21 protein-coding genes are annotated in these 21,681 nt (G+C 71.8%); 6 read left to right on the forward strand and 15 right to left on the reverse strand.

Features of this window, described 5'->3' with window-relative positions; all coding sequences use genetic code 11:
* Positions 1–61: 61 nt before the first annotated feature.
* On the reverse strand, positions 62–904 hold the full coding sequence (locus AC3ANM_RS05390; protein WP_488287118.1) for a GNAT family N-acetyltransferase: 843 nt from the start codon (positions 902–904) through the stop codon (positions 62–64).
* Positions 905–1,123: 219 nt separating this feature from the next.
* On the opposite strand from AC3ANM_RS05390, the gene AC3ANM_RS05395 reads away from it, so the two are divergent.
* The 3 genes from AC3ANM_RS05395 to AC3ANM_RS05405 all read left to right on the forward strand — a co-directional run bounded on the left by AC3ANM_RS05395 (position 1,124) and on the right by AC3ANM_RS05405 (position 4,715).
* Complete coding sequence (locus AC3ANM_RS05395) at positions 1,124–1,561, forward strand: hypothetical protein (RefSeq protein WP_488287119.1); 438 nt, start codon at positions 1,124–1,126, stop codon at positions 1,559–1,561.
* Between the two features lie 186 nt (positions 1,562–1,747).
* The gene (locus AC3ANM_RS05400) at positions 1,748–2,833 is read left to right on the forward strand and encodes a medium chain dehydrogenase/reductase family protein (protein WP_488287120.1); all 1,086 of its coding nucleotides are present in this window, start codon (positions 1,748–1,750) and stop codon (positions 2,831–2,833) included.
* A 19-nt stretch (positions 2,834–2,852) separates the two neighbouring features.
* Positions 2,853–4,715 carry a glycoside hydrolase family 15 protein gene (locus AC3ANM_RS05405; RefSeq protein ID WP_488287121.1) on the forward strand — a complete coding sequence of 621 codons (1,863 nt, stop codon included), beginning with the start codon at positions 2,853–2,855 and terminating at the stop codon, positions 4,713–4,715.
* Positions 4,716–4,788: 73 nt separating this feature from the next.
* Here AC3ANM_RS05405 and AC3ANM_RS05410 read toward each other — a convergent pair whose 3' ends face one another.
* From AC3ANM_RS05410 to AC3ANM_RS05420, 3 genes are read right to left on the reverse strand one after another with little or no spacing between them, the layout of a single operon-like run.
* Positions 4,789–5,553, reverse strand: coding sequence for an amino acid ABC transporter ATP-binding protein (locus AC3ANM_RS05410; protein WP_488287122.1), 765 nt, complete (start codon positions 5,551–5,553; stop codon positions 4,789–4,791).
* Positions 5,553–6,326 (reverse strand): amino acid ABC transporter permease, encoded by a 774-nt coding sequence (locus AC3ANM_RS05415; protein ID WP_488287123.1) that lies wholly within the window; start codon positions 6,324–6,326, stop codon positions 5,553–5,555. The genes AC3ANM_RS05410 and AC3ANM_RS05415 overlap by 1 nt, the downstream gene beginning before the upstream one ends.
* Positions 6,327–6,380: 54 nt before the next feature.
* Positions 6,381–7,223, reverse strand: a complete 843-nt coding sequence (locus AC3ANM_RS05420; RefSeq protein ID WP_488287124.1) for an ABC transporter substrate-binding protein — start codon at positions 7,221–7,223, stop codon at positions 6,381–6,383.
* Between the two features lie 505 nt (positions 7,224–7,728).
* On the opposite strand from AC3ANM_RS05420, the gene AC3ANM_RS05425 reads away from it, so the two are divergent.
* The gene (locus AC3ANM_RS05425; protein WP_488287125.1) at positions 7,729–8,682 is read left to right on the forward strand and encodes an NAD(P)H-dependent flavin oxidoreductase; all 954 of its coding nucleotides are present in this window, start codon (positions 7,729–7,731) and stop codon (positions 8,680–8,682) included.
* Positions 8,679–9,044 carry a DUF2203 domain-containing protein gene (locus tag AC3ANM_RS05430; protein ID WP_488287126.1) on the forward strand — a complete coding sequence of 122 codons (366 nt, stop codon included), beginning with the start codon at positions 8,679–8,681 and terminating at the stop codon, positions 9,042–9,044. The genes AC3ANM_RS05425 and AC3ANM_RS05430 overlap by 4 nt, the downstream gene beginning before the upstream one ends.
* Positions 9,045–9,117: 73 nt before the next feature.
* On the opposite strand, the gene ispG is transcribed toward AC3ANM_RS05430, so the two are convergent.
* From ispG to AC3ANM_RS05465, 7 genes are all read right to left on the reverse strand, one after another.
* Positions 9,118–10,278, reverse strand: a complete 1,161-nt coding sequence (ispG, locus tag AC3ANM_RS05435) for a flavodoxin-dependent (E)-4-hydroxy-3-methylbut-2-enyl-diphosphate synthase (protein ID WP_488287127.1) — start codon at positions 10,276–10,278, stop codon at positions 9,118–9,120.
* A 43-nt stretch (positions 10,279–10,321) separates the two neighbouring features.
* Complete coding sequence (locus tag AC3ANM_RS05440) at positions 10,322–11,671, reverse strand: M50 family metallopeptidase (RefSeq protein ID WP_488287128.1); 1,350 nt, start codon at positions 11,669–11,671, stop codon at positions 10,322–10,324.
* The gene (gene dxr, locus AC3ANM_RS05445) at positions 11,668–12,876 is read right to left on the reverse strand and encodes a 1-deoxy-D-xylulose-5-phosphate reductoisomerase (protein WP_488287129.1); all 1,209 of its coding nucleotides are present in this window, start codon (positions 12,874–12,876) and stop codon (positions 11,668–11,670) included. Before dxr ends, AC3ANM_RS05440 begins: the two co-directional genes overlap by 4 nt.
* 108 nt (positions 12,877–12,984) lie before the next feature.
* Positions 12,985–13,989, reverse strand: a complete 1,005-nt coding sequence (locus AC3ANM_RS05450; protein ID WP_488287130.1) for a DnaB-like helicase C-terminal domain-containing protein — start codon at positions 13,987–13,989, stop codon at positions 12,985–12,987.
* A 168-nt stretch (positions 13,990–14,157) separates the two neighbouring features.
* On the reverse strand, positions 14,158–15,630 hold the full coding sequence (locus AC3ANM_RS05455; RefSeq protein ID WP_488287131.1) for an NAD-dependent succinate-semialdehyde dehydrogenase: 1,473 nt from the start codon (positions 15,628–15,630) through the stop codon (positions 14,158–14,160).
* 81 nt (positions 15,631–15,711) lie between these two features.
* A complete protein-coding gene (speB, locus tag AC3ANM_RS05460; RefSeq protein WP_488287132.1) occupies positions 15,712–16,725 on the reverse strand; it encodes an agmatinase in 1,014 nt (337 codons plus the stop codon).
* Positions 16,726–16,774: 49 nt separating this feature from the next.
* Positions 16,775–17,245, reverse strand: a complete 471-nt coding sequence (locus AC3ANM_RS05465) for a MarR family winged helix-turn-helix transcriptional regulator (protein ID WP_488287133.1) — start codon at positions 17,243–17,245, stop codon at positions 16,775–16,777.
* Positions 17,246–17,325: 80 nt separating this feature from the next.
* Here AC3ANM_RS05465 and AC3ANM_RS05470 point away from each other — a divergent pair, with 80 nt between their 5' ends.
* A complete protein-coding gene (locus AC3ANM_RS05470) occupies positions 17,326–17,526 on the forward strand; it encodes a hypothetical protein (protein ID WP_488287134.1) in 201 nt (66 codons plus the stop codon).
* Positions 17,527–17,582: 56 nt separating this feature from the next.
* Here the strand turns inward: AC3ANM_RS05470 and AC3ANM_RS05475 are convergent, their stop codons facing one another.
* The 4 genes from AC3ANM_RS05475 to AC3ANM_RS05490 are packed head-to-tail and all read right to left on the reverse strand — an operon-like array spanning position 17,583 to position 21,681.
* Positions 17,583–18,830, reverse strand: coding sequence for a saccharopine dehydrogenase family protein (locus AC3ANM_RS05475; RefSeq protein WP_488287135.1), 1,248 nt, complete (start codon positions 18,828–18,830; stop codon positions 17,583–17,585).
* Between the two features lies 1 nt (position 18,831).
* A complete protein-coding gene (locus tag AC3ANM_RS05480) occupies positions 18,832–19,623 on the reverse strand; it encodes an ABC transporter permease (RefSeq protein ID WP_488287136.1) in 792 nt (263 codons plus the stop codon).
* 1 nt (position 19,624) lies between these two features.
* A complete protein-coding gene (locus AC3ANM_RS05485; protein ID WP_488287137.1) occupies positions 19,625–20,539 on the reverse strand; it encodes an ABC transporter permease in 915 nt (304 codons plus the stop codon).
* A complete protein-coding gene (locus AC3ANM_RS05490) occupies positions 20,539–21,681 on the reverse strand; it encodes an ABC transporter ATP-binding protein (RefSeq protein WP_488287138.1) in 1,143 nt (380 codons plus the stop codon). The genes AC3ANM_RS05485 and AC3ANM_RS05490 overlap by 1 nt, the downstream gene beginning before the upstream one ends.

The following is a 21,681-nucleotide window of genomic DNA, read 5'->3' on the forward strand; positions in this document are numbered from 1 at the left end:
TGGGCCTCGTCAGTTAGGACGGGCGCCCCTCATACCGGCCGAGCGCCGGAGCGTGCGTCGCTCAGAGCAGGACGGTGGCGAAGCTGCCGACCTCGGTGAAGCCGACCCGGCGGTAGGTGGCGCGCGCGGCGGCGTTGAAGTCGTTGACGTACAACGTGACCAGGGGGGCGACCTCCTGGCGGACGGTCTCGACCACCGCGGCCATGGCCGGCTCGGCCAGGCCCTGGCCGCGCAGCCGCGGCGCCAGCCAGACGCCCTGGATCTGGGCGACGCCCAGGGCCACCGACCCCACGTCCGCCTTGAAGACGACCTCGCCGTCCTCGACCCGCACGAACGTGTGCCCCCTGGAGATGAGGGACGCGATGGACTGCCGGTATGCCGCGTCGGAGCCCCAGTAGGGCGGGTAGCCGATCTCGTCGGTGAACATCGCGGCGGCGGCCGGCACGACGAGGTCGACCTCGTCCAGCCGGGCGCGGCGGACCCCGGGGTCAGGGACCACGCCCGGGGCGAGCGGGCCACCCAGCGACATCATCGGCTGGTGGCCCCGCACCGCGCGGGCCGGGCCCCAGTGGGGGCCGAGCTCGTGCCAGAGGGCGTGGACCGCGTCGGCCGGGCCGAACAACGAGGAGCACTGGCGCCGCCACCGACGGACCTTCGTGGCGAACGCCGCCACCGCCAGGTCGTCGGCCTCGACGGGCACGAGGTTGGCCGCCGCCCAGCACAGCGCGGTCAGCGCCGTGCCGTCGGAGTAGCCGAGCAGGCTGCCCGGCGACGTGGCCAGGGCGCCCTCGAGGATGCGGGCGGCGACGAAGACGTTGGTGGCGGCATCACGGGCGCACACCTCCAGCGCCTCGTCCCGGTCGCTGACCGTCAAGGCGCGGACCGGGGTCTGGGTGCGCAGCACGCCTCCAGCGTGCCTTCACCCGGGCCCGGTGTCGACCGCTTCCATGGTGTTCACCGCCACGCCGGGCAGCATGCGGGTCAGGCCGGGACGCGCGTGGCCGGGTCGAGCCCGTGCCGGAGCCGGCTGCGGACCGAGGTCTGTACGCCCTCTCGGCGCGGGGCGACCATGGGAGGGGGCAGGGGCTGAGGGCCGGGGCGCCCGGCCGGCGGGAGGCACACCATGAGACTCGACCACCTCTTCGATGCCGACTGGCACTACGACCTGTTGCACGAGGTCAGCTCCGCCGCCGGCGGCGACGGACAGGTCTACGGCCAGGGCACCGGTGTCCTCTCCGGACGGCTCTCCGGCACGGCCCGGTGGTCCAACTACCCGCGGCTCCGGGGCGGGTACGCGTTCCCCGACGCCCGGGGCACGGTGGACGTGGGCGACGGCGGCTTCGTGCTGTTCAGCCTCGCCGGGTTGTCCTCCATCACCGACGGCAGCGGGGTCCACGTCATGCTCTTCCGGACCGACGACGAGAGGTACCAGTGGCTGAACACGGTGATCGCCGTGGGCGAGGGCAGCGTCGACCGGACTGACGGCGTGCTCGCCATGCGCTACTACGCCTGCGTGGTCGACCACCTGCCGTCCCTGGACGCGGCCCGCGCCCTGGCCTGACCGCCGGAGCGCGTCACGGGGGGCCGACCCGGCGACGTGTCTGACGGCCTGCGGGCTCGGGACGTTCGCCCTGTGGGGGCATGTCCCGACGAGGAGTATGCAGGTGGCGTAGCAGCAGTCGGCGGAGGCCTCGGCCGAAGTCCCTCGGCCGAGACCCCTGCCCAACCGCTGGGAGGTGTCAGAGCGATGAAGCGAGTCGTGGTTGAGCGCTTCGGCGGGCCCGAGGTCTTGCGCGTGGTGGACGACGACAAGCCGCGACCCGGCCCGGGCGAGGTGTGTGTCAGGGTCCTGGCGGCGGGCGTGTCCTTGACGGACGCGCAGCTGCGCGCCGGTACCTACCTCGGGGTGCCGAGACCACCGTTCACACCGGGTTATGAGCTGGTCGGTGTCGTCGACGAGCTCGGCCCGGGCTGCAGGAGGCTGCGGACGGGCGACCGGGTCGCCGCGCTGACCGCCTACGGCGCCTACGCGGAGTACGTCTGTGTGCCGGAGTCGGAGGTGGTCGAGGTTCCCGCGGACCTGGACCCGGCTGAGGCCGTGGGCCTGGTATTGACCTATGGGACCGCCTACCAGATGCTGCACCGCCTGGCGAAGGTGCGCAGCGGCGAGTCCTTGCTCGTGCACGGCGCGGCCGGCCGGGTGGGTGTCGCAGTCCTCGAGCTCGGAGCACTGGCCGGGCTGCGCCTCTACGGCACCGCGGCCGCGGTTGACTGCGCCGCCGTGGAGCGCCTCGGCGCCGTGGCGATCGACTACCGCAACGAGGACTTCCTGGTACGGGTGCGGGAGCTGACCGGTGACGGCGTGGACGTCGTGCTGGACGGGATCGGCGGCCCGACGTCGCTGCGCTCCTTCCGCGCACTGCGACCTGGCGGGCGGCTGATCGTGTACGGCCACTACGCCATGCTCGAGCGAGGGCGCAGCAGCTGGCGACGGTGGGCCGCGGGCTGGGCCGAGTGGTACGGGACGACCGCGGCCGTCTCGCTGTGGGGGCTGCTGGATCCTCGCCGGCGGGTGATGGCCTACCGGATCCAGAGACTGCGCGACAGCCGGCAGTGGCTGCCGGTGGCCGGACGCCGTCCGGCACGGCTGGTGGGTGGTGGTCCCCGCAACCCCGAGTGGTTCCGCGAGGACATGACCGTGCTGCTCGAGCTGCTCCGCGCGGACAAGGTCCACCCGGTCGTGGCCGAGCGTCTGCCGCTGTCCGAGGCGCGGCACGCGCACGAGCTGCTCGCGCAGTCGGCGGCGAAGGGCAAGATCGTGCTGGTGCCGTAGCCGGGGAGAGGTGAACCCGATGGCTCCCGACCTCCCGACCGCCCCTGTGGCGAGCGCCGTCATCGACCGGGTCGACCGGGGGCGTTACCTCCCCATCGCTGAGCACGGCGTCATCGGTGACCTGCACACCGTCGCGCTCGTCGGGACCGACGGCACGATCGACTGGTACTGCTGCCCACGCTTCGACTCACCGAGCGTCTTCGCCGCGCTCCTCGACGCCGACCGCGGCGGCCTGTTCCGCATCGCACCCGAAGGAGGCGGCTGGACCTCGAAGCAGCTGTACCTGCCCGACACCAACGTGCTCATCACCCGCTTCCTGACACCCGGCGGAGTGGGCGAGGTGCATGACTTCATGCCTCCTGCCCGCGCGGGGGCGGCGGCGCACCGCCACCGCGTGATCCGTCGGATACTCGTCGTGCGCGGCCGGATGGACTTCCTCGTCGAGGTGGCCCCGCGCTTCGACTACGCGCGCGCCAACCACGAGGTGGTGCTCCACCCGCACGGCGCGCTGTTCCACTCGCCCCAGCTGGAGCTGGGCCTCTCGACAGGCTGCCCGCTGGACATCGTCGACGGCCGCGACGTCCGGGCCCACCTCAGTGTCCGCGCAGGCGAGACGGCCGCCTTCGTGCTGGAGCGCCTTGACCCCGGACGCATGCCGGAGCCGTGGACCGACGACGACATCGCCACTGCCTTCGACGCGACCGTGGCGTACTGGCGGAACTGGCTGAGCCGCTCGCGCTACGGCGGACGCTGGCGAGAGACGGTGCACCGCTCGGCACTGACCCTCAAGCTGCTCACCTACGCCCCCACCGGCGCCATCGTGGCCGCCCCCACCACCAGCCTGCCCGAACAGATCGGGGGCTCGCGCAACTGGGACTACCGCTACACCTGGATGCGCGACTCGGCGTTCTCCCTCTACGCGCTGCTCAGGCTCGGGTTCACCGAGGAGGCAGCCGCGTTCATGCAGTGGCTGGAGGGTCGCGTGCGCGCCGGCGGCGACCGGGAGTCCGGGCCGCTGCAGATCATGTACGGCATCGACGGTCGCGCGGACCTGCCCGAGGAGGAGCTTGCCCACCTGGAGGGCTACATGGGCTCGGCCCCGGTGCGCATCGGGAACGCCGCGGCAAGCCAGCTCCAGCTGGACATCTACGGCGAGCTGATGGACTCCCTCTACCTGTGCGACAAGCACGGGCTGCCGATCTACCAGGAGGGCTGGACCGAGCTCACCCGCAGCCTCGAGTGGCTGATCGAGCACTGGGACCAGGCCGACGAGGGAATCTGGGAGACCCGCGCCGGCCGCCAGGACTTCACCCACTCCCGTCTGATGAGCTGGGTGGCCGTCGAACGCGCGATCCGGGTCGCTCTTCACCGTGGACTGCCCGTCGACCTGCTGCGCTGGATGGCCGTCCGCGACCGGATCTACACCCAGATCATCGAGCGTGGGTGGCATCCCGGTCGCCAGGCGTTCGTCCAGCACTTCCAGACCGACAGGCTCGACGCCTCCGTGCTGCTCATGCCGCTCTGCAAGTTCATCGCACCCACCGACCCGCGCTGGCTCTCCACGCTGGACGCCATCGGCGAGGAGCTGGTCTCCGACAGCCTGGTCTACCGCTACCGCGCCGACACCTCCCCCGACGGCCTCGCCGGCCAGGAGGCGACCTTCTCGATGTGTTCGTTCTGGTGGGTGGAGGCGCTTGCCCGGGCCGGGCGACTGAACCAGGCCCAGCTGGCCTTCGAGAAGATGCTGACCTACGCGAATCACCTCGGCCTGTACTCGGAGGAGATCGGGCCGACCGGCGAGCAGCTCGGCAACTTCCCCCAGGCCTTCACGCACCTGGCCCTGGTCAGCGCCGCGTACAACCTGGACCGCCAGCTCGGCTGAGGCCCCTGTGCCGCCGTCAGCGCGGAGCGGCGTCACCCGGCCGGGGCGGAGCCCGGAACAGGGACGTGCCCGTTCACAGGACCTGGGACAGGAACCGTTGCAGGCGTGGGCTCTCCGGCGCGTCGAAGAGCTGCTCCGGTCGGCCCGCCTCGACCACGCGGCCCGCGTCCATGAAGGCGACCCGGTCGGCCACCTCGCGGGCGAAGCCCATCTCGTGGGTGACCACGAGCATCGTCATGCCGGTGGCCGCGAGGTCGGCCATCGTGGCGAGGACGCCCTTGACCAGCTCGGGGTCCAGTGCCGACGTGGCCTCGTCGAAGAGCATCACCTCCGGGCCCATGGCCAGGGCGCGGGCGATGGCGACCCGTTGCTGCTGGCCGCCGGAGAGGCGGCCCGGGCGGACCTCGGCCTTGTCCTTGAGCCCCACCTGGTCGAGGTGGTGGAGGGCGACCTCGCGAGCCCGCTCGGACGGCATACCGCGCAGCTTGCGCAGGCCGAGGGTGACGTTGGCGAGGACGCTCTTGTGCGGGAACAGGTTGAAGTGCTGGAAGACCATGCCGACGCGCTGCCGCAGGGCGTCCGGGTCCTCGCCCAGCACGCTGCGCCCGTCGAGCAGGACGTCGCCGCGGTCCGGCTCGAGCAGGCGGTTGACCACCCGCAGCAGGGTCGACTTGCCCGAGCCGGAGGGGCCGATGACGCAGGTGGCCGAGCCGGCCGGGACCTCGAGGTCGATCCCGCGCAGCACGGGGTTGGCGCCGAAGGACAGGTGCACGTCGCGGGTGGCGACGCTGACCGCGGCACGCCCCGAGGTGGGGGTGGACGTCGTGGCGGTGGTCATCAGTGGGCCTCCTGGGTGACGGCGACCGGCAGGTCCTGCTCCACGCCGGCCGCACCGCCGGCGGCCTCGCGCCGCCCCTCGCGCAGCCGGCGGTCGATGGCGTTGACGGCGTGGGTCAGCGGGATGGTGATGAGCAGGTAGAGCAGCCCGGCCAGCAGCAGCGTCGACTCGTTACCGGTGTTCGCCGCCTGGTCCTGGCCGATGCGGAACAGGTCGCGCTGGCTGGCGAGCAGGCCCAGGAAGTAGACCAGCGAGCTCTCCTTGATGAGGGCGATGAGCTGGTTCACCAGCGCCGGCAGCACGCGCCGGACGCCCTGCGGGATGACGACCAGGCGCATGCCCGCCGGGCGGCTGAAGCCGAGCGCGCGCGCAGCCTCGAGCTGGCCGGCCTCGACCGACTGGATGCCGGAGCGGAAGATCTCGCCGATGTAGGCCGAGGCGATCAGCGACAGCGCGAGGATACCGAGCGGGTAGGGGTTGGGGCCCCAGACCTGCAGGCCCAGCGGGGACAGCCCGACGCCGATCAGCAGGATCGTCACAGCGGCGGGCAGCCCGCGGAACACGTCGGTCCACACCCGGGCCGGCCAGCGCAGCCAGCGGCTGTGGGACAGCCCGGCCACCGCCAGCAGCATGCCCAGGACGGTGCCGAGCACCGCCGCGGTGAGGGCCAGGAGCAGCGTGTTGGGCAGTCCGACCGTCAGCAGGTCGGGCAGCGCCTGCCGCATCGCGTCGACGTCGAAGAACGTCTGCCAGAGCGTCGTCAGGATGTCCATGAGGCCTCCCGGCCCTCCCCTCGTGTCATGTCCGGTGGGTGGTGGCGGGGCCGGTCAGCCGGCCTGGGCGGCCTTGACCGCGACCGCGCCGCTGCCAGGCTTGAAGTCGGCCGGGATGGTGCGGCCCGGGTAGTACTTCGCCTGGAGCCGGCTCCAGGTGCCGTCGGCGATGACCTCGTCGAGGGCCTTGTTCAGGGCTGCGAGCAGCGTGGGGTTGCCGTGGGCGATGGCGAACGCGGTCGGCGCGGGGCTGAGCTGCTTCTGCGCCAGGACGACCTTGCCGCCGCTGTCCTTCGCGCTCTTGTCGCCGATCTCGGCGGGGGCGATCCACGCCTGGGCGGTGCCGGCCTTGAGCTGGTTGAGCGCGCTGTTGTAGTCGGGGACGCGCACCGGGTCCAGGCCGTTCTTGCTGGCGTAGTCGTCCTGGACCGTGCCCTGCACCACCGCGACGCGCTTGCCCTTCAGCTGGTCGAAGCCCTTGATCGGGGAGCCCTGGGGCACATCGAGGCCGAAGTAGCCGAAGTCGTAGCCGTTGGTGAAGTCGACGGTCTTCTTGCGCGCGTCGGTGATGGTGATCGAGGAGGAGCCGAGGTCGAACTTGCCGCTCTTGACCTGCGCGAGCAGCGCGGAGAAGTCGGTGCCGACGAACTCGACCTTGAGGTCCAGCTTCTTCGCGACCGCGGTGAGCAGGTCGTTGTCGAAGCCGGTGAACTTGCCGTCCTTGAGGTAGACGTTCGGCGGCGCGTCGGTGAGCGTGCCGACGCGCAGGGTCCCCGGCTGCTGCAGGGCATAGGGGTTGTCGGCACTGGCCTTGGTCGGGCCGCACGCCGTCAGCGAGGCGGCGGCGACGAGCGTCGCGGCGGCAGCGGTGATGACACGGAAACGCTTGGTGGGCATGGGTCTTCCTTCGGGCGTCAAGTGTGGCGGGCAGGCAGCCGCGCGGACGCGATGGGCGCGTCGGCGGTCAGGTGTGCTGCCGGTGGAGCAGGATCCGGGGCGAGGCGGCGTATGCCGGCGTGGCCGCGCCTTCCCGGGTCGGCCGACCCGGGTGCGCGGCTACCGACACCTCAACGGGGCCGGCGTCCAGGGGTTGCTCCTCACAAAACGTGACGTTATAGGACGCCAAACGTTGGCTAATAACCGGATGGCCTCTCCGCTCACCATCCGAGACGCCCCTCCCCCAGACCAGCCGGTCCTGGCGGGCCAGCACCTGCACCCCGCCCGGAGCCCGGAGCCCGCAGCCCGCAGCCCGCAGCCCGCAGCGCAGGTTCGTCACAGTTGTCCGCAGACGTTTCCGGTCCGGTGTGACGAACCTGCGCGTGGGCACCGGGTCGTGCCCTTGCAGCGGCTGTGCCGGCCGGGAGGAGGATGGTGCCCGACGACCTGCAGGGAGGAGATCGCGGTGCTGAGGACCTGGCTGACCGAGACGTTCGGGGTGGGGGTGCCCGTCATCGGCGCGCCGATGGCCGGCGCCGGGTCCGGCCGGCTGGCGGCTGCGGTGTCCGCCGCCGGCGGGCTCGGGATGATCGGGGCCGGTGGCGCCGCGACGCCGACGTGGATCAGCGAGCAGTCGCGGATCGCCTCCGAGCCCGGGCGCCCCTGGGGCGTCGGCCTCATGGCGTGGGTGCTGCCCGATCGGCCCGAGCAGCTGGAGGCGGTCATCGCCGCGCAGCCGTCGCTGGTCTCGGTCAGCTTCGGTCACTACGGCGACGCGGTCCGGACGTTGCAGGACAACGGGATCCGCGTCGCCACCCAGGCCGGCACGGTGCAGGAGGCCCTCGAGGCGGAGGACGCGGGGGTCGACCTGGTCGTCGCTCGCGGCGCCGAGGGCGGCGGTCACGGCCGGGCCGACGTGGGCACCCTGCCCCTGCTCCAGGCGGTGCTCGACCGGGTCGCGACCCCGGTGGTGGCCGCCGGCGGCGTCGGCACCGCGCGCGGCCTGGCGGCAGTGCTCGCCGCCGGCGCGGCCGGCGCCTGGGTCGGCACCGCGTTCCTCACCTGCCCGGAGGCCGACACGGCCCCGGCCGCCCGCGAGCGGCTGCTGGCCGCGACGGAGGCGGACACGGCATACGGGCGGGTCTTCGACGTGGCCCAGCGGCTGGGCTGGCCGCCGGAGTACGGCGGGAGGGCGCTGCGCAACGCGTTCTTCGACCGTTGGGAGGGGCGCGAGGACGAGCTCGCGGCCGACGACGCGGCGGCCGACGAGCTGGCCCGCGCGCGCCGCGACCAGGACCTCGACGTGGGCTACGTCTACGCCGGGCAGGGCGTCGGGATGATGCAGCGGGAGCGGTCCGTGGCCGAGGTCATGGCCGACCTCGCCGGCGCCGAGGACCTGCTGCGAGGCTGGGGCGCATGAGCCTGTTCACCGTGGAGGAGGCGCGCGCCGAGCTCGCCGACCTGGGCCCCGTGCTCGCCGAGATCGTGGCGCTGCGCGCGGACGCCGCCGAGCTCGCCACCGCCACCATGCCCGGCGGCCGGCCCACCACCCTGGGCGGGCTGCCCGAGCTCAAGGCCGCGCAGGCCCGGCTCGACGACCTGATGACCCGGGTGCAGCAGACCGGCGCGGAGCTCAAGGGCCTGGCGCCGCTGCTGCTCGACTTCCCCTCCGAGCTCGACGGCGTGCCCGTGCTGCTGTGCTGGCTCGAGGGCGACCAGGGACTGCACTGGTACCACCGCAGCGACCTCGGCTTCGCCGGCCGCCGCCGGCTGCCCGCCTGAGGCGCGGACCCGCCGGCACGCAGACCGGGCGGCCCCGCGGGTGCGGGACCGCCCGGTCAGGCGCCGTGTGGTTTCAGCTCACGGTGACGGTGGGGCTGCCGGCGGACTCGCCGTCGACGGGCTCACCCATCGACTCCGCGATGCGCATGGCCTCCTCGATCAGGGTCTCGACGATCTTGGCCTCGGGGACGGTCTTGATGACCTCGCCCTTGACGAAGATCTGGCCCTTGCCGTTGCCGGAGGCGACGCCGAGGTCGGCCTCGCGGGCCTCGCCCGGGCCGTTGACGACGCAGCCCATGACCGCGACGCGCAGCGGGACCTCCAGGCCCTCCAGGCCGGCGGTCACCTGGTCGGCGAGGGTGTAGACGTCGACCTGGGCGCGACCGCAGGACGGGCAGGAGACGATCTCGAGCTTGCGCGGGCGCAGGTTCAGCGACTGCAGGATCGCGTTGCCGACCTTGACCTCCTCCACCGGCGGGGCCGAGAGGGAGACACGGATGGTGTCGCCGATGCCCTTGGCCAGCAGCGCACCGAAGGCCACCGAGGACTTGATCGTGCCCTGGAACGCCGGGCCGGCCTCGGTCACCCCGAGGTGCAGCGGCCAGTCGCCGCGCTGGGCGAGCATCTCGTAGGCCTGCACCATGACCACCGGGTCGTTGTGCTTGACCGAGATCTTGAAGTCGTGGAAGTCATGCTCCTCGAACAGCGAGGCCTCCCAGACGGCCGACTCCACCAGCGCCTCGGCCGTGGGCTTGCCGTACTTCTCCAGCAGGCGCGGGTCGAGCGAGCCGGCGTTGACGCCGATCCGGATCGAGACGCCGGCGTCCTTGGCCTCGCGGGCGATCTGCTTGACCTGGTCGTCGAACTTGCGGATGTTGCCGGGGTTGACCCGCACCGCCGCGCAGCCGGCCTCGATCGCCTTGTAGACGTACTTCGGCTGGAAGTGGATGTCGGCGATGACCGGGATCTGGGAGTGCCTGGCGATCTCGGGCAGCGCGTCGGCGTCGTCCTGGCTCGGGCAGGCCACGCGCACGATGTCGCAGCCGGTCGCGGTCAGTTCGGCGATCTGCTGGAGCGTCGCGTTGACGTCCGTGGTGGGGGTGGTGCACATCGACTGCACCGAGATCGGGGCGTCACCGCCGACCTCCACCTTGCCGACCTTGATCTTGCGCGACTTGCGCCGCGGGGCGACGACCGGCGGCGGGGTGGCAGGCATTCCGAGCGAAACCGTCATGCCCGCAGTATCCCCCACCCGTCTCAGTCGGTGAGAGGCGGAGTCAGCCGCCGATCTTGATCGGGTTGACCACGTCGGCGTAGATCAGCAGGGCCGACATGACGATGAGGACCGAGGACACGGCATACGCCACCGGCAGCGCCTTGGCGACGTCGACGTAGCCCGGGTTGGGGCGGCGGCGGACGCGGGCGATGGCGCGCTTGAGGCCCTCCCACAGCGCACCGGCGACGTGCCCGCCGTCCAGCGGCAGCAGCGGGATCAGGTTGAAGACGAACAGCGCCATGTTCAGAGAGGCGAGCAGGCCGAGCTCGAAGATGAGGATGTTGCCGACCGACCCGCCGAAGCCCCGGACCTCGCCGCTGGCGACCTCGCCGGCCACCCGGCCGACGCCCACGACCGACATCGGACCGTTGGGGTCGCGCGGGCCGGAGCCGAACGCCGCCTGCGCGACGCCGGCCATCTTCTGCGGGATCTTCAGGATCACGCCGGCCGTCGCACCGAGCTGGCTGCCGACCAGGGCGGGCACGGCGGTCACCGGCTGGCGCACGGTCTCGACCGAGCCGCCCATGCCGACGAAGCCGACCCGCTCGGTGAGGACCTTGCCCGAGGCATCGGTGAGGAGCTTGCCGTTGTCGTCGACCTTGGGCCGGTCGGTGAGCAGCGGGGTGACCGTCACGGCCCGGCGCACGCCGTCGCGCTCGACGACCAGGGCCAGCGGCTTGCCGCCGTGGGTCCGGATGGCCCCGCGCACGTCGTCGAACGTCGAGACCGCTCGCCCGTCGATGCGCACGATCCGGTCGCCCGGCTTCAGGCCGGCCTTGTTGGCCGGGGCCACCGGGTCGGTCGCGGCGCACGCCGTGGGCTGCGAGGAGGCCGTGCTGCTCACCGTCTGCACGCACTCCTGGACCAGCCCGACCCGCGAGGTCTCGGTGGGGATGCCGTTGAGGGTGACGATGCCGGTGATCAGCGCAACGGCGATGAGCAGGTTCATCGTCGGGCCGCCGAGCATGACGACGACCTTCTTGCGCACGGGCAGCTTGTAGAAGACGCGGTCCTCGTCGCCGGGCTGGACCTCCTCCAGGGAGTCCTGCCGGGCCTGGTCCATCATCTGGCTCCAGCGGCCAGTGGTCGACGCCCGCAGCTTGGTCGGGTCGTCACCGGGCTTGGGCGGGAACATCCCGATCATCCGGATGTAGCCGCCGAGCGGGATCGCCTTGATGCCGTACTCGGTCTCGCCGCGGTGCCGGGACCACAGGGTCGGGCCGAAGCCGACCATGTACTGCGTGACCTTGACGCCGAACTTCTTGGCCGGGACCAGGTGCCCGATCTCGTGCAGGGCGATGGACAGGCCGATGCCCAGCGCGACGAAGAGGACCCCAAGGACGTAGCTCACGACTCCACCGTCTCACGCTCGGCCAGCCCGAGGACCTCCCGAGCCCGGTTGCGCGCCCACGACTCGGCACGCAGCACGGACTCAACGCTCAAGGCGCCCGGATCGTTCACGACGTGCTCGTCGACCACCCGCGAGACGGTGTCCACGATGTCGGTGAAGCGGATCCGCCCGCCGAGGAAGGCCTCGACGCACTCCTCGTTCGCCGCGTTGAACACCGCCGGGTACGTCGCGCCCTCTGTCCCCACGTGCCTCGCCAGGGCCACGGCCGGGAAGGCCTCGTCGTCGAGCGGGAAGAACTCCCACGTCGCCGCCTGCGTCCAGTCGCACGGCGCCGAGGCGCCGGGGACCCGGTCGGGCCAGGCCAGGCCGAGCGCGATGGGCAGGCGCATGTCGGGCGGTGAGGCCTGGGCGAGGGTGGACCCGTCGGTGAACTCGACCATGGAGTGGATGACCGACTGCGGGTGGACGACGACCTCGATCTGCTCGAAGGGGATGTCGAAGAGCAGGTGGGCCTCGATGACCTCCAGGCCCTTGTTGACCAGCGTGGCCGAGTTGGTGGTCACGACCGGTCCCATCGCCCACGTCGGGTGGGCCAGCGCCTGCTCGGGCGTGACGTCGGCCAGCTCGGCGCGGCTGCGCCCGCGGAACGGGCCACCGCTCGCGGTGACCACGAGCCGGGCGACCTCCTCGGCCCGGCCGCCGCGCAGGCACTGTGCCAGCGCGCTGTGCTCGCTGTCGACCGGCACGATCTGGCCCGGTCGGGCGGCGGCCTTGACCAGCGGCCCGCCGACGATGAGGGACTCCTTGTTGGCCAGGGCCAGGGTGGACCCGGCCTCGAGCGCGGCGAGGGTGGGCCGCAGCCCGATCGAGCCGGTGATGCCGTTGAGCACCACGTCCGCGCCATTGCCGGCGACCACGGTGTTGGCGTCGGGCCCGACGAGCACCTCCGGACGGTATGCCGTGCGGCCGGCCGCCGTCGCGGCCGCCGCGACCGCCGCCACCACGTCCTCCCGCTCGGCGGAGGCGACAGCGACCCGCTCGACCCCGAAGGCCACGGCCTGCTCCGCCAGCAGCGCGAGGTTGCCGCCGCCCGCGGTCAGCGCCGTCACGGTGAAGCGGTCGGGGTTGCGGGAGATGACGTCCAGGCCCTGGGTGCCGATCGATCCGGTGGACCCAAGGATGACGACGCTGCGCGGAGAGCTCACCGGCCCATTCTTGCCTGCCGGGGGTGCGCGGTCCGGGCGCACCCCCGGCAGTCGGGGACACCCGGGCGCGTCGCAAGGAGGCGGAACAACGCGCCCGGGGGCTGGTGGCTAGTCAACGAAGATGCGCTCCTCGACCAGCTGCTCGGTGACCTCGCGGCCCTGGGGGTCGAACCGGCTCTGCTCGAACCTCTTGTGGAACTCCAGCTCCACCTTGTCCACGCCGTTGCGGTTCTTCTCCAGGGTGACCACGACCCAGCGGTGGAAGCCCTTGGCGTTGCCGAGGTCGTAGAGCAGGTGGTGGCGGGCGACGACGTCGAACTTGTCGTTCATCAGCAGCACGATGTCGGCCTCGTAGGCCAGCGCCGAGGAGCCGCGCAGGTGCTGCACGCGCAGCCGCTTGCCCGTGGTGATGCCCTCCTTGTCGGCGGCGACGATCGCCAGCACCGGCAGCTCGAGGTCGAGGGCGAGGTCCTTCAGGCCCTCGACCACGGCCTCGACACGGGCTTCCTCAGCCGCCGCAGCGTCCGGCGCGGCGACCTTCTGCAGGTAGTCCACGACGATCAGCGGGACCTCGCCGGTGGTGCGCCGCACCTCCTCGGCCGTGCGCCGCAGCTCCTCGAGGTTGGTGTGCGTGCCGCTGGAGGTGTGCACGTGGAGGCGGTTGCCGTAGCCCCGCAGGGCCCGCACGCCCTCGAGGCCTCCCGGGGTCCCGGCGAGCCGGTCCTCCAGGGACTCGGCCTGGCCGTGCCGGGCCTCGAAGGCCTCCCGCACGCGGTGCAACGGCACCGACCCCTCGCCGTGGCGCTCGGCCGCCTCCAGCGCGATCAGGCGCTCGAGCAGGGTGTGCGTGTCGTGCTCGAAGGAGAAGTAGACCGCCGAGCGGCCCGCGGCGACGGCGTTGCGCAGCAGCTGCAGCGCGAACGTGGTCTTGCCCAGGCCCTGCGGCCCACCGAGCAGGACGAGCTCGCCGGAGCGCAGCCCGCCGGAGAGGGCCTTGTCCAGGGCGGTGAACCCGGTCGGCCAGACACGGGCCCCGGCCACGGAGCCGGCCCGCAGGACGGAGTCGGTGTGGTCCAGCACATCGGCCAGGGACTGCAGTCGTTCGGTGCTCATGTCCGCCAGTGCAGCACCGCTCCGCCCGGCGCCACCGGTGATCCCGGCAGAACTGCCCGAACGCCCGATGACCCCCTCGGCCACCGGGCCGAGGGGGTCATCCGTTCGGGGTATGCGCGGCGCGCCGCCAAGGCGCGCCGCCTCACCTGCGCGACGGCAGGCGGCGGGTCAGGGGGCGATACCGACGTACTTGACCTCGAGGTACTCGTCGATGCCCTCGAAGCCGCCCTCACGGCCGAAGCCGCTGTGCTTGACGCCGCCGAACGGCGCCGCAGGGTTGGACACGATGCCCTGGTTGATGCCGACCATGCCGAACTCGAGGGCCTCGCTGACCTTGAGCATGCGCGAGAGGTTCTCGGTGAACGCGTAGGCGACCAGGCCGTACTCGGTGTCGTTGGCCCGGGCGATCGCCTCGTCATCCGTGCGGAAGGTCGAGATCGGCGCGACCGGGCCGAAGATCTCCTCGCGGAACAGCCGCGCGTCGGTGGGCACGTCGGTGAGGACGGTCGGCTGGTAGAAGTAGCCGCGGTCCCCGGTCGCCGCACCGCCGACGAGCACCGTCGCGCCCTTGCCGCGGGCCTCGTCGACGAGCTCGCTGACCTTGTCGCGGGCCTTGTCGTCGATGAGCGGGCCGACGGTGACGCCGTCCTCGGTGCCGCGTCCGACGGTCAGCGCCGACATCTTCGCCGCGAACTTGGTCGCGAACTCCTCGGCGACGGACTCGTGCACGAGGAACCGGTTGGCGGCGGTGCACGCCTCCCCGATGTTGCGCATCTTGGCCAGCATCGCGCCGTCCACCGCCTTGTCGACGTCGGCGTCCTCGAAGACGAGGAACGGCGCGTTGCCGCCGAGCTCCATCGAGACCCGCAGCAGCTGCTCGGCGGACTGCTCGACCAGCATCTTTCCCACCGGGGTGGACCCGGTGAAGGTCAGCTTGCGCAGCCGCGGGTCGCGGATCAGCGGCTCCATGACGGCGCCGGTGCTGCTGTGGCTGGTGGTGATGACATTGAGGACCCCGGCGGGGACACCGCACTCGGTGAGCAGGTCCGCCAGGGCGAGCATCGTCAGCGGAGTCTGGGAGGCCGGCTTGACCACCATGGTGCAGCCGGCAGCCAGCGCAGGGCCGATCTTGCGGGTGCCCATCGCCAGCGGGAAGTTCCACGGCGTGATCATCAGCGTCGGGCCGACCGGCTGCTTCATCGTCATCAGCCGGGTGGCGCCGTTGGGGGCGGTGGACCAGCGACCGTGGATGCGCACGGCCTCCTCGGCGAACCAGCGGAAGAACTCTGCGCCGTAGGTCACCTCGCCGCGGGACTCGGCCAGCGGCTTGCCCATCTCCAGGGTCATCAGCGTCGCGAAGTCCTCGGCGCGGGCGGTGATCGCCTCGAACGCCTTGCGCAGGATCTCGCCGCGGTCGCGCGGCGGGGTGGCGGCCCAGTCGGCCTGCGCCGCGACTGCCGCGTCGAGGGCCGCCGTGCCGTCGGCGACGGTCGCAGCGGCCACCTCGGTGAGCACCTCGCCGGTGGCAGGGTCCTCGACCTTGATCGTGCCGCCGTCGCTGCTGTCCCGCCACTGCCCGCCGACGAACAGACCGGTGGGCACGGAGTCGATGAGGGTCTTCTCGGAGTCGGTCGTTGCCATGGTGTCAGCCTCTCAGGAGGGTCGGGACCGGTCCCCGTCCAGGGTGGTCCAAGCGGTATGCCGCGGGCTCGCCTGCCCCGGTCAGCGGCCGTCGAGCAGGGGTTGCCTGGGGTCCCAGGTGGTGCCGTCGCGCGCGTCCTGGCGCCGGCGGGCGATCGCCGACAGGGCCTCCAGGACCACCCGGTTGGCCAGGGCGGCGGTGATGTCGGCGTGGTCGTAGGGCGGGCTCACCTCGACGACGTCGACGCCGACGACGGGCAGCTCCAGGCAGATCCGGCGCACCGAGTCCAGCAGCTGGCGCGCCGAGAGCCCGCCGGGCTCGGGCGTGCCCGTGCCCGGGGCGTGGCCCGGGTCGCACACGTCGATGTCCACCGACAGGAACACGCCCTCACACTCGTCCGTCGCGATACCGAAGGCCTCGGTGAGGCACTCCTCCAGGCCGCGCTGGCCGATCTCGGTCATCTCGTAGGAGCGCATCCGGTGCCCGGCCATCCAGTCCAGCGTCTCCGGCGGCGGCCAGTAGCCGCGCAGCCCGATCTGCAGGAAGCGGTCACCGCGCAGCGCGCCGGACTCGATGAGGCGGCGCATCGGCTGGCCGTGGCCCCACAGCGAGCCGAACTCGATGTCACCGGTGTCGGCGTGGGCGTCAAAGTGCAGCATGGAGACCCGGCCGTGGCCGAGGACGTTGGCCACGCCCTTGGCGTCGGGGTAGGCGATCGAGTGGTCGCCACCGAGGACCACCGGGATCTTGCCGGCCCGGGCGACCTTCTCCACGGCCGCCTCGAGCGCCGGCAGCGCCTTCTCGATCTCCCCGGAGTACATCTCGACGTCGCCGGCGTCGACGACCTTGAGGTCGACGAGGCCGTCGGTGCGCAGGGCCAGGCTGGGCCGCGAGCCGTCGTGCGGCAGGTAGTCGGTCATCCGGATCGCCATCGGGCCGAAGCGCGTGCCGGGCCGGTGCGAGGTGCCGCCGTCGAACGGCGCACCCAGGATCACCACGTCGGCGTCGGCGTAGGTCTCGGGCTCGTCCAGGTCGCAGCGGGGCACGCCGAGGAAGGTGATGTCGGGGCCGAACTGGGGGCCGTACCGGGTCATGACCCGATCCTAGGGCTGCCCGGGCGCAGCGGATTCCGGCTGCAGGACCTCATGGTTGCCCGCCTTCCCGTGTCGTCGCGGCGATGACCTGGGTCAGGGCGGAGTGCAGGGCCTCTAGGTCGTCCAGGCTCATGCCCAGCCGCTCCACCACCGCCGGCGGGATGCGCTCGGCCTGCGCGCGCAGTGCGCGTCCGGAGTCGGTGAGCGTGACCGCCAGCGACCGCTCGTCGGCGGGGTGCCGGTCGCGGCTGACGTAGCCCGCGGCCTCGAGCCGCTTCAGCAACGGCGACAGGGTGGCCGGGTCGAGGGCCAGCAGGCCGCTGAGCTGCTTGACCGATAGCGGGGAGGTCTCCCACAGCGCCAGCATCACGAGGTACTGCGGGTGCGTCAGGCCCATCGGCTCCAGCAGGGGCCGGTAGAGCGCGACCACGTTGCGGGAGGCGACGGACAGCGCGAAGCAGACCTGCCGGTCCAGGGCGAGCGGGTCGCGCAGCCCGGGTGCTGCCTGTGCGCCGGTCACGGCACCTCCAGAGGCGGGTAGGATTTTGTTAGTACACCAACCATTAGCCCACAAACGGCTGGCTCCGGACAGGACACACGATGGCGCACTCCCCCAAGAACGAGGGCCTCGGCCTGGGCTACCGGTTCGGCTGGAGGGTCCGCCGGATCCTCATGACGGTCTTCGGCCCGGCCACGCTGGACGAGGCACAGGACCCGATCCGCAGGCTGGAGCGCGAGCGCGCCGACCGGGTCGCCGCCGCCCGGCGCGCCCGCGAGGACCGCGAGCGCACGGCCGGCTGACCCCCGCCCCGGCGCTCCGGCGCGCCCCACCGGCTGCCGGTGGGGCACCACACCGGTCACCGGTCCTGCTGGCCCCACGCCGATCCGTAGCCCTTGGGCGCGGGCGCGGCGAGCAGGTCGAGGAACGGCACTGCGTCGAAGGACTCCGGCCCGCGCACCCCGGAGCCGGACCAGGCCCCGGTGGACAGCAGCTCCAGCGCCACGACCGGGTTGATGGCCGTCTGCCACACCACGCACTGGGCGCCGTACTCGCGCATGGCCCACTCGTTGTCGACCACGTGGTGCAGGTAGACCTCGCGCGGCCGGCCGTCCTTGCCGGTGCCGGTGACCCACAGGCCGGCGCAGGTCTTGCCGGTCATCCGCGGGCCGATCGTGGCCGGGTCGGGCAGGCAGGCGGCGACCACGTCGCGGGGCGAGACCTCCACCCCACCGACGCGCACCTTCTCCGTGCGGTCCAGGCCGAGGGTGTGCAGGGTCTTGAGCACCCCGATGAACTCGTCACCGAGGCCGTACTTGAAGGTCACGCGCCTCGCGTCGACCCAGCGCGGCATGAGGAGGACCTCCTCGTGCTCGACGTTGACGCACTCCACCGGCCCGATGCCCTCGGGGAAGTCGAAGACCTCCGGCTCGCTGAACGGCGGCGTGGTGAACCAGCCCCGGTCCTTCTCCCACACCACCGGCGGGTTGAGGCACTCCTCGATCGTGGTCCAGATCGAGAAGCTCGGCGCGAAGACCTCGTTTCCGTCCTCGTCGCGCACCACGAGGTTGGCGCCGTCACGGGTGCCGAGCTCGTCGATCTCGCTGAACAGGTGGTCGGCCGCGTAACGCGCGAAGACGTCCGAGAGCCCCGGCTCGACCCCCATCCCGACCAGGGCCAGCCGCCCGGCGTCCTCCCACTGCCGGGCCACGGCGAACTGCTCGTCACCGAGCTTGACCCCGGACTCGGCGTAGGGGCGCTCGGGGTGCGGGCGGGACAGGCTCATCGCCATGTCGAGGTAGTCCGCCCCCGCCGCCAGTGCGCCCTCGAACACCGGCATGACGAAGCGCGGGTCGACCGCGTTGAGGACGTGGGTGATGCCGTGCTCGAGGGCCAGCGCCGCCACGGCCCCGCTGGAGGAGGCGTCCACCCGGGCCGCGACCAGCCGGGACTCCCCCTCGCGCCGGGCGGTCGCAGCCGCGACGGTCGCGCGGGCGCGCGCCTCGTCGTAGTCGGCCACGACCATCAGCTCGAAGAAGTCACGCTCGACCGCGATGCGCGCGACCGCGTCGCCGACCCCACCGGAGCCGACCACCAGAACCCTCATGTCACGCCACCCTTGCGCGTCGGTTGCCGACCAGCTGGGCCGCGCCCACGATCAGCAGGGAAGCCAGGAACATCACCGTGCCGATCACGTTGATCTGCACCGGTGTACCGCGTTGGGCCGCGCCCCAGACGTACATCGGGAAGGTCACCGACGCGGGGCTCGCGTTGAAGTTGGTGATGATGTAGTCGTCGAAGCTGAGCGAGAAGGACAGCAGCGCACCAGCAGCGATGCCGGGCGCCACCAGCGGCAACGTGACCTTGGTGAACGTCTGGTACTCGTTGGCGAACAGGTCGGCGGCCGCCTGCTCCAGGCGTGGGTCGAGCGAGGCGATGCGCGCCTTGACGGTGACCACGACGAAGGACAGGCAGAACATGATGTGCGCGATGAGGATCGTCGTGCGCCCGGTGGGGATGCCGAGGGCGATGAAGAGGGTCAGCAGGCTGGAGCCCATGACGACCTCGGGCGTGGCCATCGGCATGAAGATGAGCAGGTTGGTGCCGGCGCGGCCCCGGAACCGGTAGCGGCCGAGGGCGAAGGCCACGGCGGTGCCCAGGATCGTGGCCACCACCGAGGCGATGATCCCGATCTGCAGGCTCAGGCCGAGCGCCGGGCACATGCCGGCGGCACCGCACGGGTGGAGCCAGGCGTCCAGGGAGAACCGGGTCCACTGGTAGTTGTAGCGGCCGTTGGGCTTGTTGAAGGAGAACAGGATGACGACCATGTTCGGCAGGAGCATGTAGAACATGACCAGGAACGCGACGATGGCGAGGACGTGCCGGCGGATCCATCCCATGTCAGACCAGCTCCTCGGTGCCGCTGCGGCGCACGTACAGCGCCACCAGCACCACGATCGTCAGCATGAGCACGAACGACAGGGCGGCGGCCGTCGGGTAGTCCAGCACCTGCAGGAACTGCCCGTCGATGACCTGCCCGATCATGACCGTCTGGGTGCTGCCCAGCAGCCGCGAGTTGATGTAGTCACCGGCTGCCGGGATGAACGTCAGCAGGGTGCCCGCCACCACGCCCGGCAGCGACAGCGGCCAGATCACGCGCCGGAAGGAGTCCACCGGCGCGGCGTAGAGGTCGTGGGCGGCTTCCACCAGCCGCGGGTCGAGCCGCTCGAGGTTGGCGTAGAGCGGCAGGATCATGAACGGCAGGAAGTTGTAGGTCAGCCCGCAGATCACCGCGAACGGTGAGCTCATCAGCTGGTCGGTGCTGGTCAGGTGCAGCCACTGCAGCAGCGTGGTGAAGTGGATCGCCTGGGCGGCCTTGGTCACCACGCCGTCGTTGTTGAGGATGATCTGCCACGCCAGCGTCCGGATGAGGAAGCTGGTGAAGAACGGCGCGATCACCGCGACCAGCAGCAGGTTCTTCCAGCGCCCCGCCTTCTGCGCGATGAAGTAGGCCAGCGGGTAGCCCAGCACCAGCGCCAGCACCGTCGCCGACCCGGCGTAGATGAGCGATCGGAGGAACTGCGGCCAGTACAGCGAGAACGCCTCGGTGTAGGTCTGCCAGTTCCACGTCAGCGTGTAGCCGGTGTCGACCGAGCCGGTCTGCAGCGACTGGGAGGCCAGGGACAGTGTGGGCAGCACGAAGAAGATGACCAGCCACAGCAGCCCGGGCACGAGCAGCAGGTATGGCGTCCAGCGGCCCCGCTTCGCGGGCTCCTTGTGCTCGCTCGCGGCCGCCAGGGCGCCGATCTCGGCCACTACGAGACCCCGAGCTCGTCGGCCTGGTCCTGGGCGCCGGCGTGCGCGTCCTGCCGGGAGTCCAGGGCGAACCCGTGCTCGGGAGCCCAGGCGAGGGTCACCGGGGCACCCACGGAGGCACGCGGCATACCGTCGTTCTGCTGCACGACGGCGAGCTCCTGGCCCCAGGGCAGCCGGACCAGGTAGTTGGTCGCCAGACCCGTGAACGAGGCGTCGGTGACCGTGCCGGTCAGCGTGTTGAGCCCGTCCTCGGCGTGCGCTCCGGCGCCGTCGACGAGGCGCAGCTTCTCGGGGCGGACGCCCAGCCACATCGTGGACACCCCCGCCACGAGCCGCTCCACGGGCAGGCGCAGCTTGACGCCGTGCACGTCGAGGTCGGCCAGGGCCCCGGGGGTGCCGACCACCTCGGCCTGGAGCAGGTTGGACTGGCCCAGGAAGTTCGCGACGAAGGTCGTGGCCGGCTTCTCGTAGAGCAGGCCCGGGTCGCCCACCTGCTCCAGGCGCCCGGCGTTCATCACCGCGATGGTGTCGGCCATGGTCATGGCCTCCTCCTGGTCGTGGGTGACGTGCACGAACGTGAGGCCCACCTCGGACTGGATCCGCTTGAGCTCGATCTGCATCTGGCGGCGCAGCTTCAGGTCGAGCGCACCGAGCGGCTCGTCGAGCAGGAGCACGTCGGGCCGGTTGACGATCGCCCGGGCCAGGGCCACGCGCTGCTGCATGCCGCCGGAGAGCTGGGTCGGCTTCTTCTTGGCGATGTGGGCGAGCTGGACCAGCTCGAGGGCCTCCATCGCCTTGGTGCGGTAGTCCTTGACGCCACGGCGGCGCAGCCCGAACGCGACGTTGTCCACGATGTTCAGGTGCGGGAAGAGCGCATAGCTCTGGAACACCGTGTTGACGTTGCGTTGGTAGGCCTTGGTGTCGGTGATGTCCCGGTCGCCGATGTTGATCCGGCCGACGGTCGGCTGCTCGAGACCGGCGACCATCCGCAGGGTCGTCGTCTTGCCGCAGCCGGACGGGCCGAGCAGGGCGAAGAACGAGCCCTGCGGGATGACCAGGCTGAGGTCGTCGACCGCGGTGAAGGTCTCGTAGCGCTTGGTGACGTCGGTGAGTCGCAGGTCTCCTGCGGTGTCGGTTGCCAT

It is taken from the genome of Oryzihumus sp. JJN4-3R (assembly GCF_057747915.1).

Excerpts from the sequence above, each read along its gene's own strand:
- AC3ANM_RS05470 (WP_488287134.1), top strand. The coding sequence starts at position 17,326 with ATGGCGCACTCCCCCAAGAACGAGGGCCTCGGCCTGGGCTACCGGTTC.
- AC3ANM_RS05430 (WP_488287126.1), top strand. The coding sequence starts at position 8,679 with ATGAGCCTGTTCACCGTGGAGGAGGCGCGCGCCGAGCTCGCCGACCTG.
- AC3ANM_RS05415 (WP_488287123.1), bottom strand. The coding sequence starts at position 6,326 with ATGGACATCCTGACGACGCTCTGGCAGACGTTCTTCGACGTCGACGCG.
- ispG (WP_488287127.1), bottom strand. The coding sequence starts at position 10,278 with ATGACGGTTTCGCTCGGAATGCCTGCCACCCCGCCGCCGGTCGTCGCC.
- AC3ANM_RS05395 (WP_488287119.1), top strand. The coding sequence starts at position 1,124 with ATGAGACTCGACCACCTCTTCGATGCCGACTGGCACTACGACCTGTTG.
- AC3ANM_RS05400 (WP_488287120.1), top strand. The coding sequence starts at position 1,748 with ATGAAGCGAGTCGTGGTTGAGCGCTTCGGCGGGCCCGAGGTCTTGCGC.
- speB (WP_488287132.1), bottom strand. The coding sequence starts at position 16,725 with ATGACCCGGTACGGCCCCCAGTTCGGCCCCGACATCACCTTCCTCGGC.
- AC3ANM_RS05480 (WP_488287136.1), bottom strand. The coding sequence starts at position 19,623 with ATGGGATGGATCCGCCGGCACGTCCTCGCCATCGTCGCGTTCCTGGTC.
- AC3ANM_RS05475 (WP_488287135.1), bottom strand. The coding sequence starts at position 18,830 with ATGAGGGTTCTGGTGGTCGGCTCCGGTGGGGTCGGCGACGCGGTCGCG.
- AC3ANM_RS05420 (WP_488287124.1), bottom strand. The coding sequence starts at position 7,223 with ATGCCCACCAAGCGTTTCCGTGTCATCACCGCTGCCGCCGCGACGCTC.
- AC3ANM_RS05450 (WP_488287130.1), bottom strand. The coding sequence starts at position 13,989 with ATGAGCACCGAACGACTGCAGTCCCTGGCCGATGTGCTGGACCACACC.
- AC3ANM_RS05410 (WP_488287122.1), bottom strand. The coding sequence starts at position 5,553 with ATGACCACCGCCACGACGTCCACCCCCACCTCGGGGCGTGCCGCGGTC.
- AC3ANM_RS05455 (WP_488287131.1), bottom strand. The coding sequence starts at position 15,630 with ATGGCAACGACCGACTCCGAGAAGACCCTCATCGACTCCGTGCCCACC.
- AC3ANM_RS05405 (WP_488287121.1), top strand. The coding sequence starts at position 2,853 with ATGGCTCCCGACCTCCCGACCGCCCCTGTGGCGAGCGCCGTCATCGAC.
- AC3ANM_RS05490 (WP_488287138.1), bottom strand. The coding sequence starts at position 21,681 with ATGGCAACCGACACCGCAGGAGACCTGCGACTCACCGACGTCACCAAG.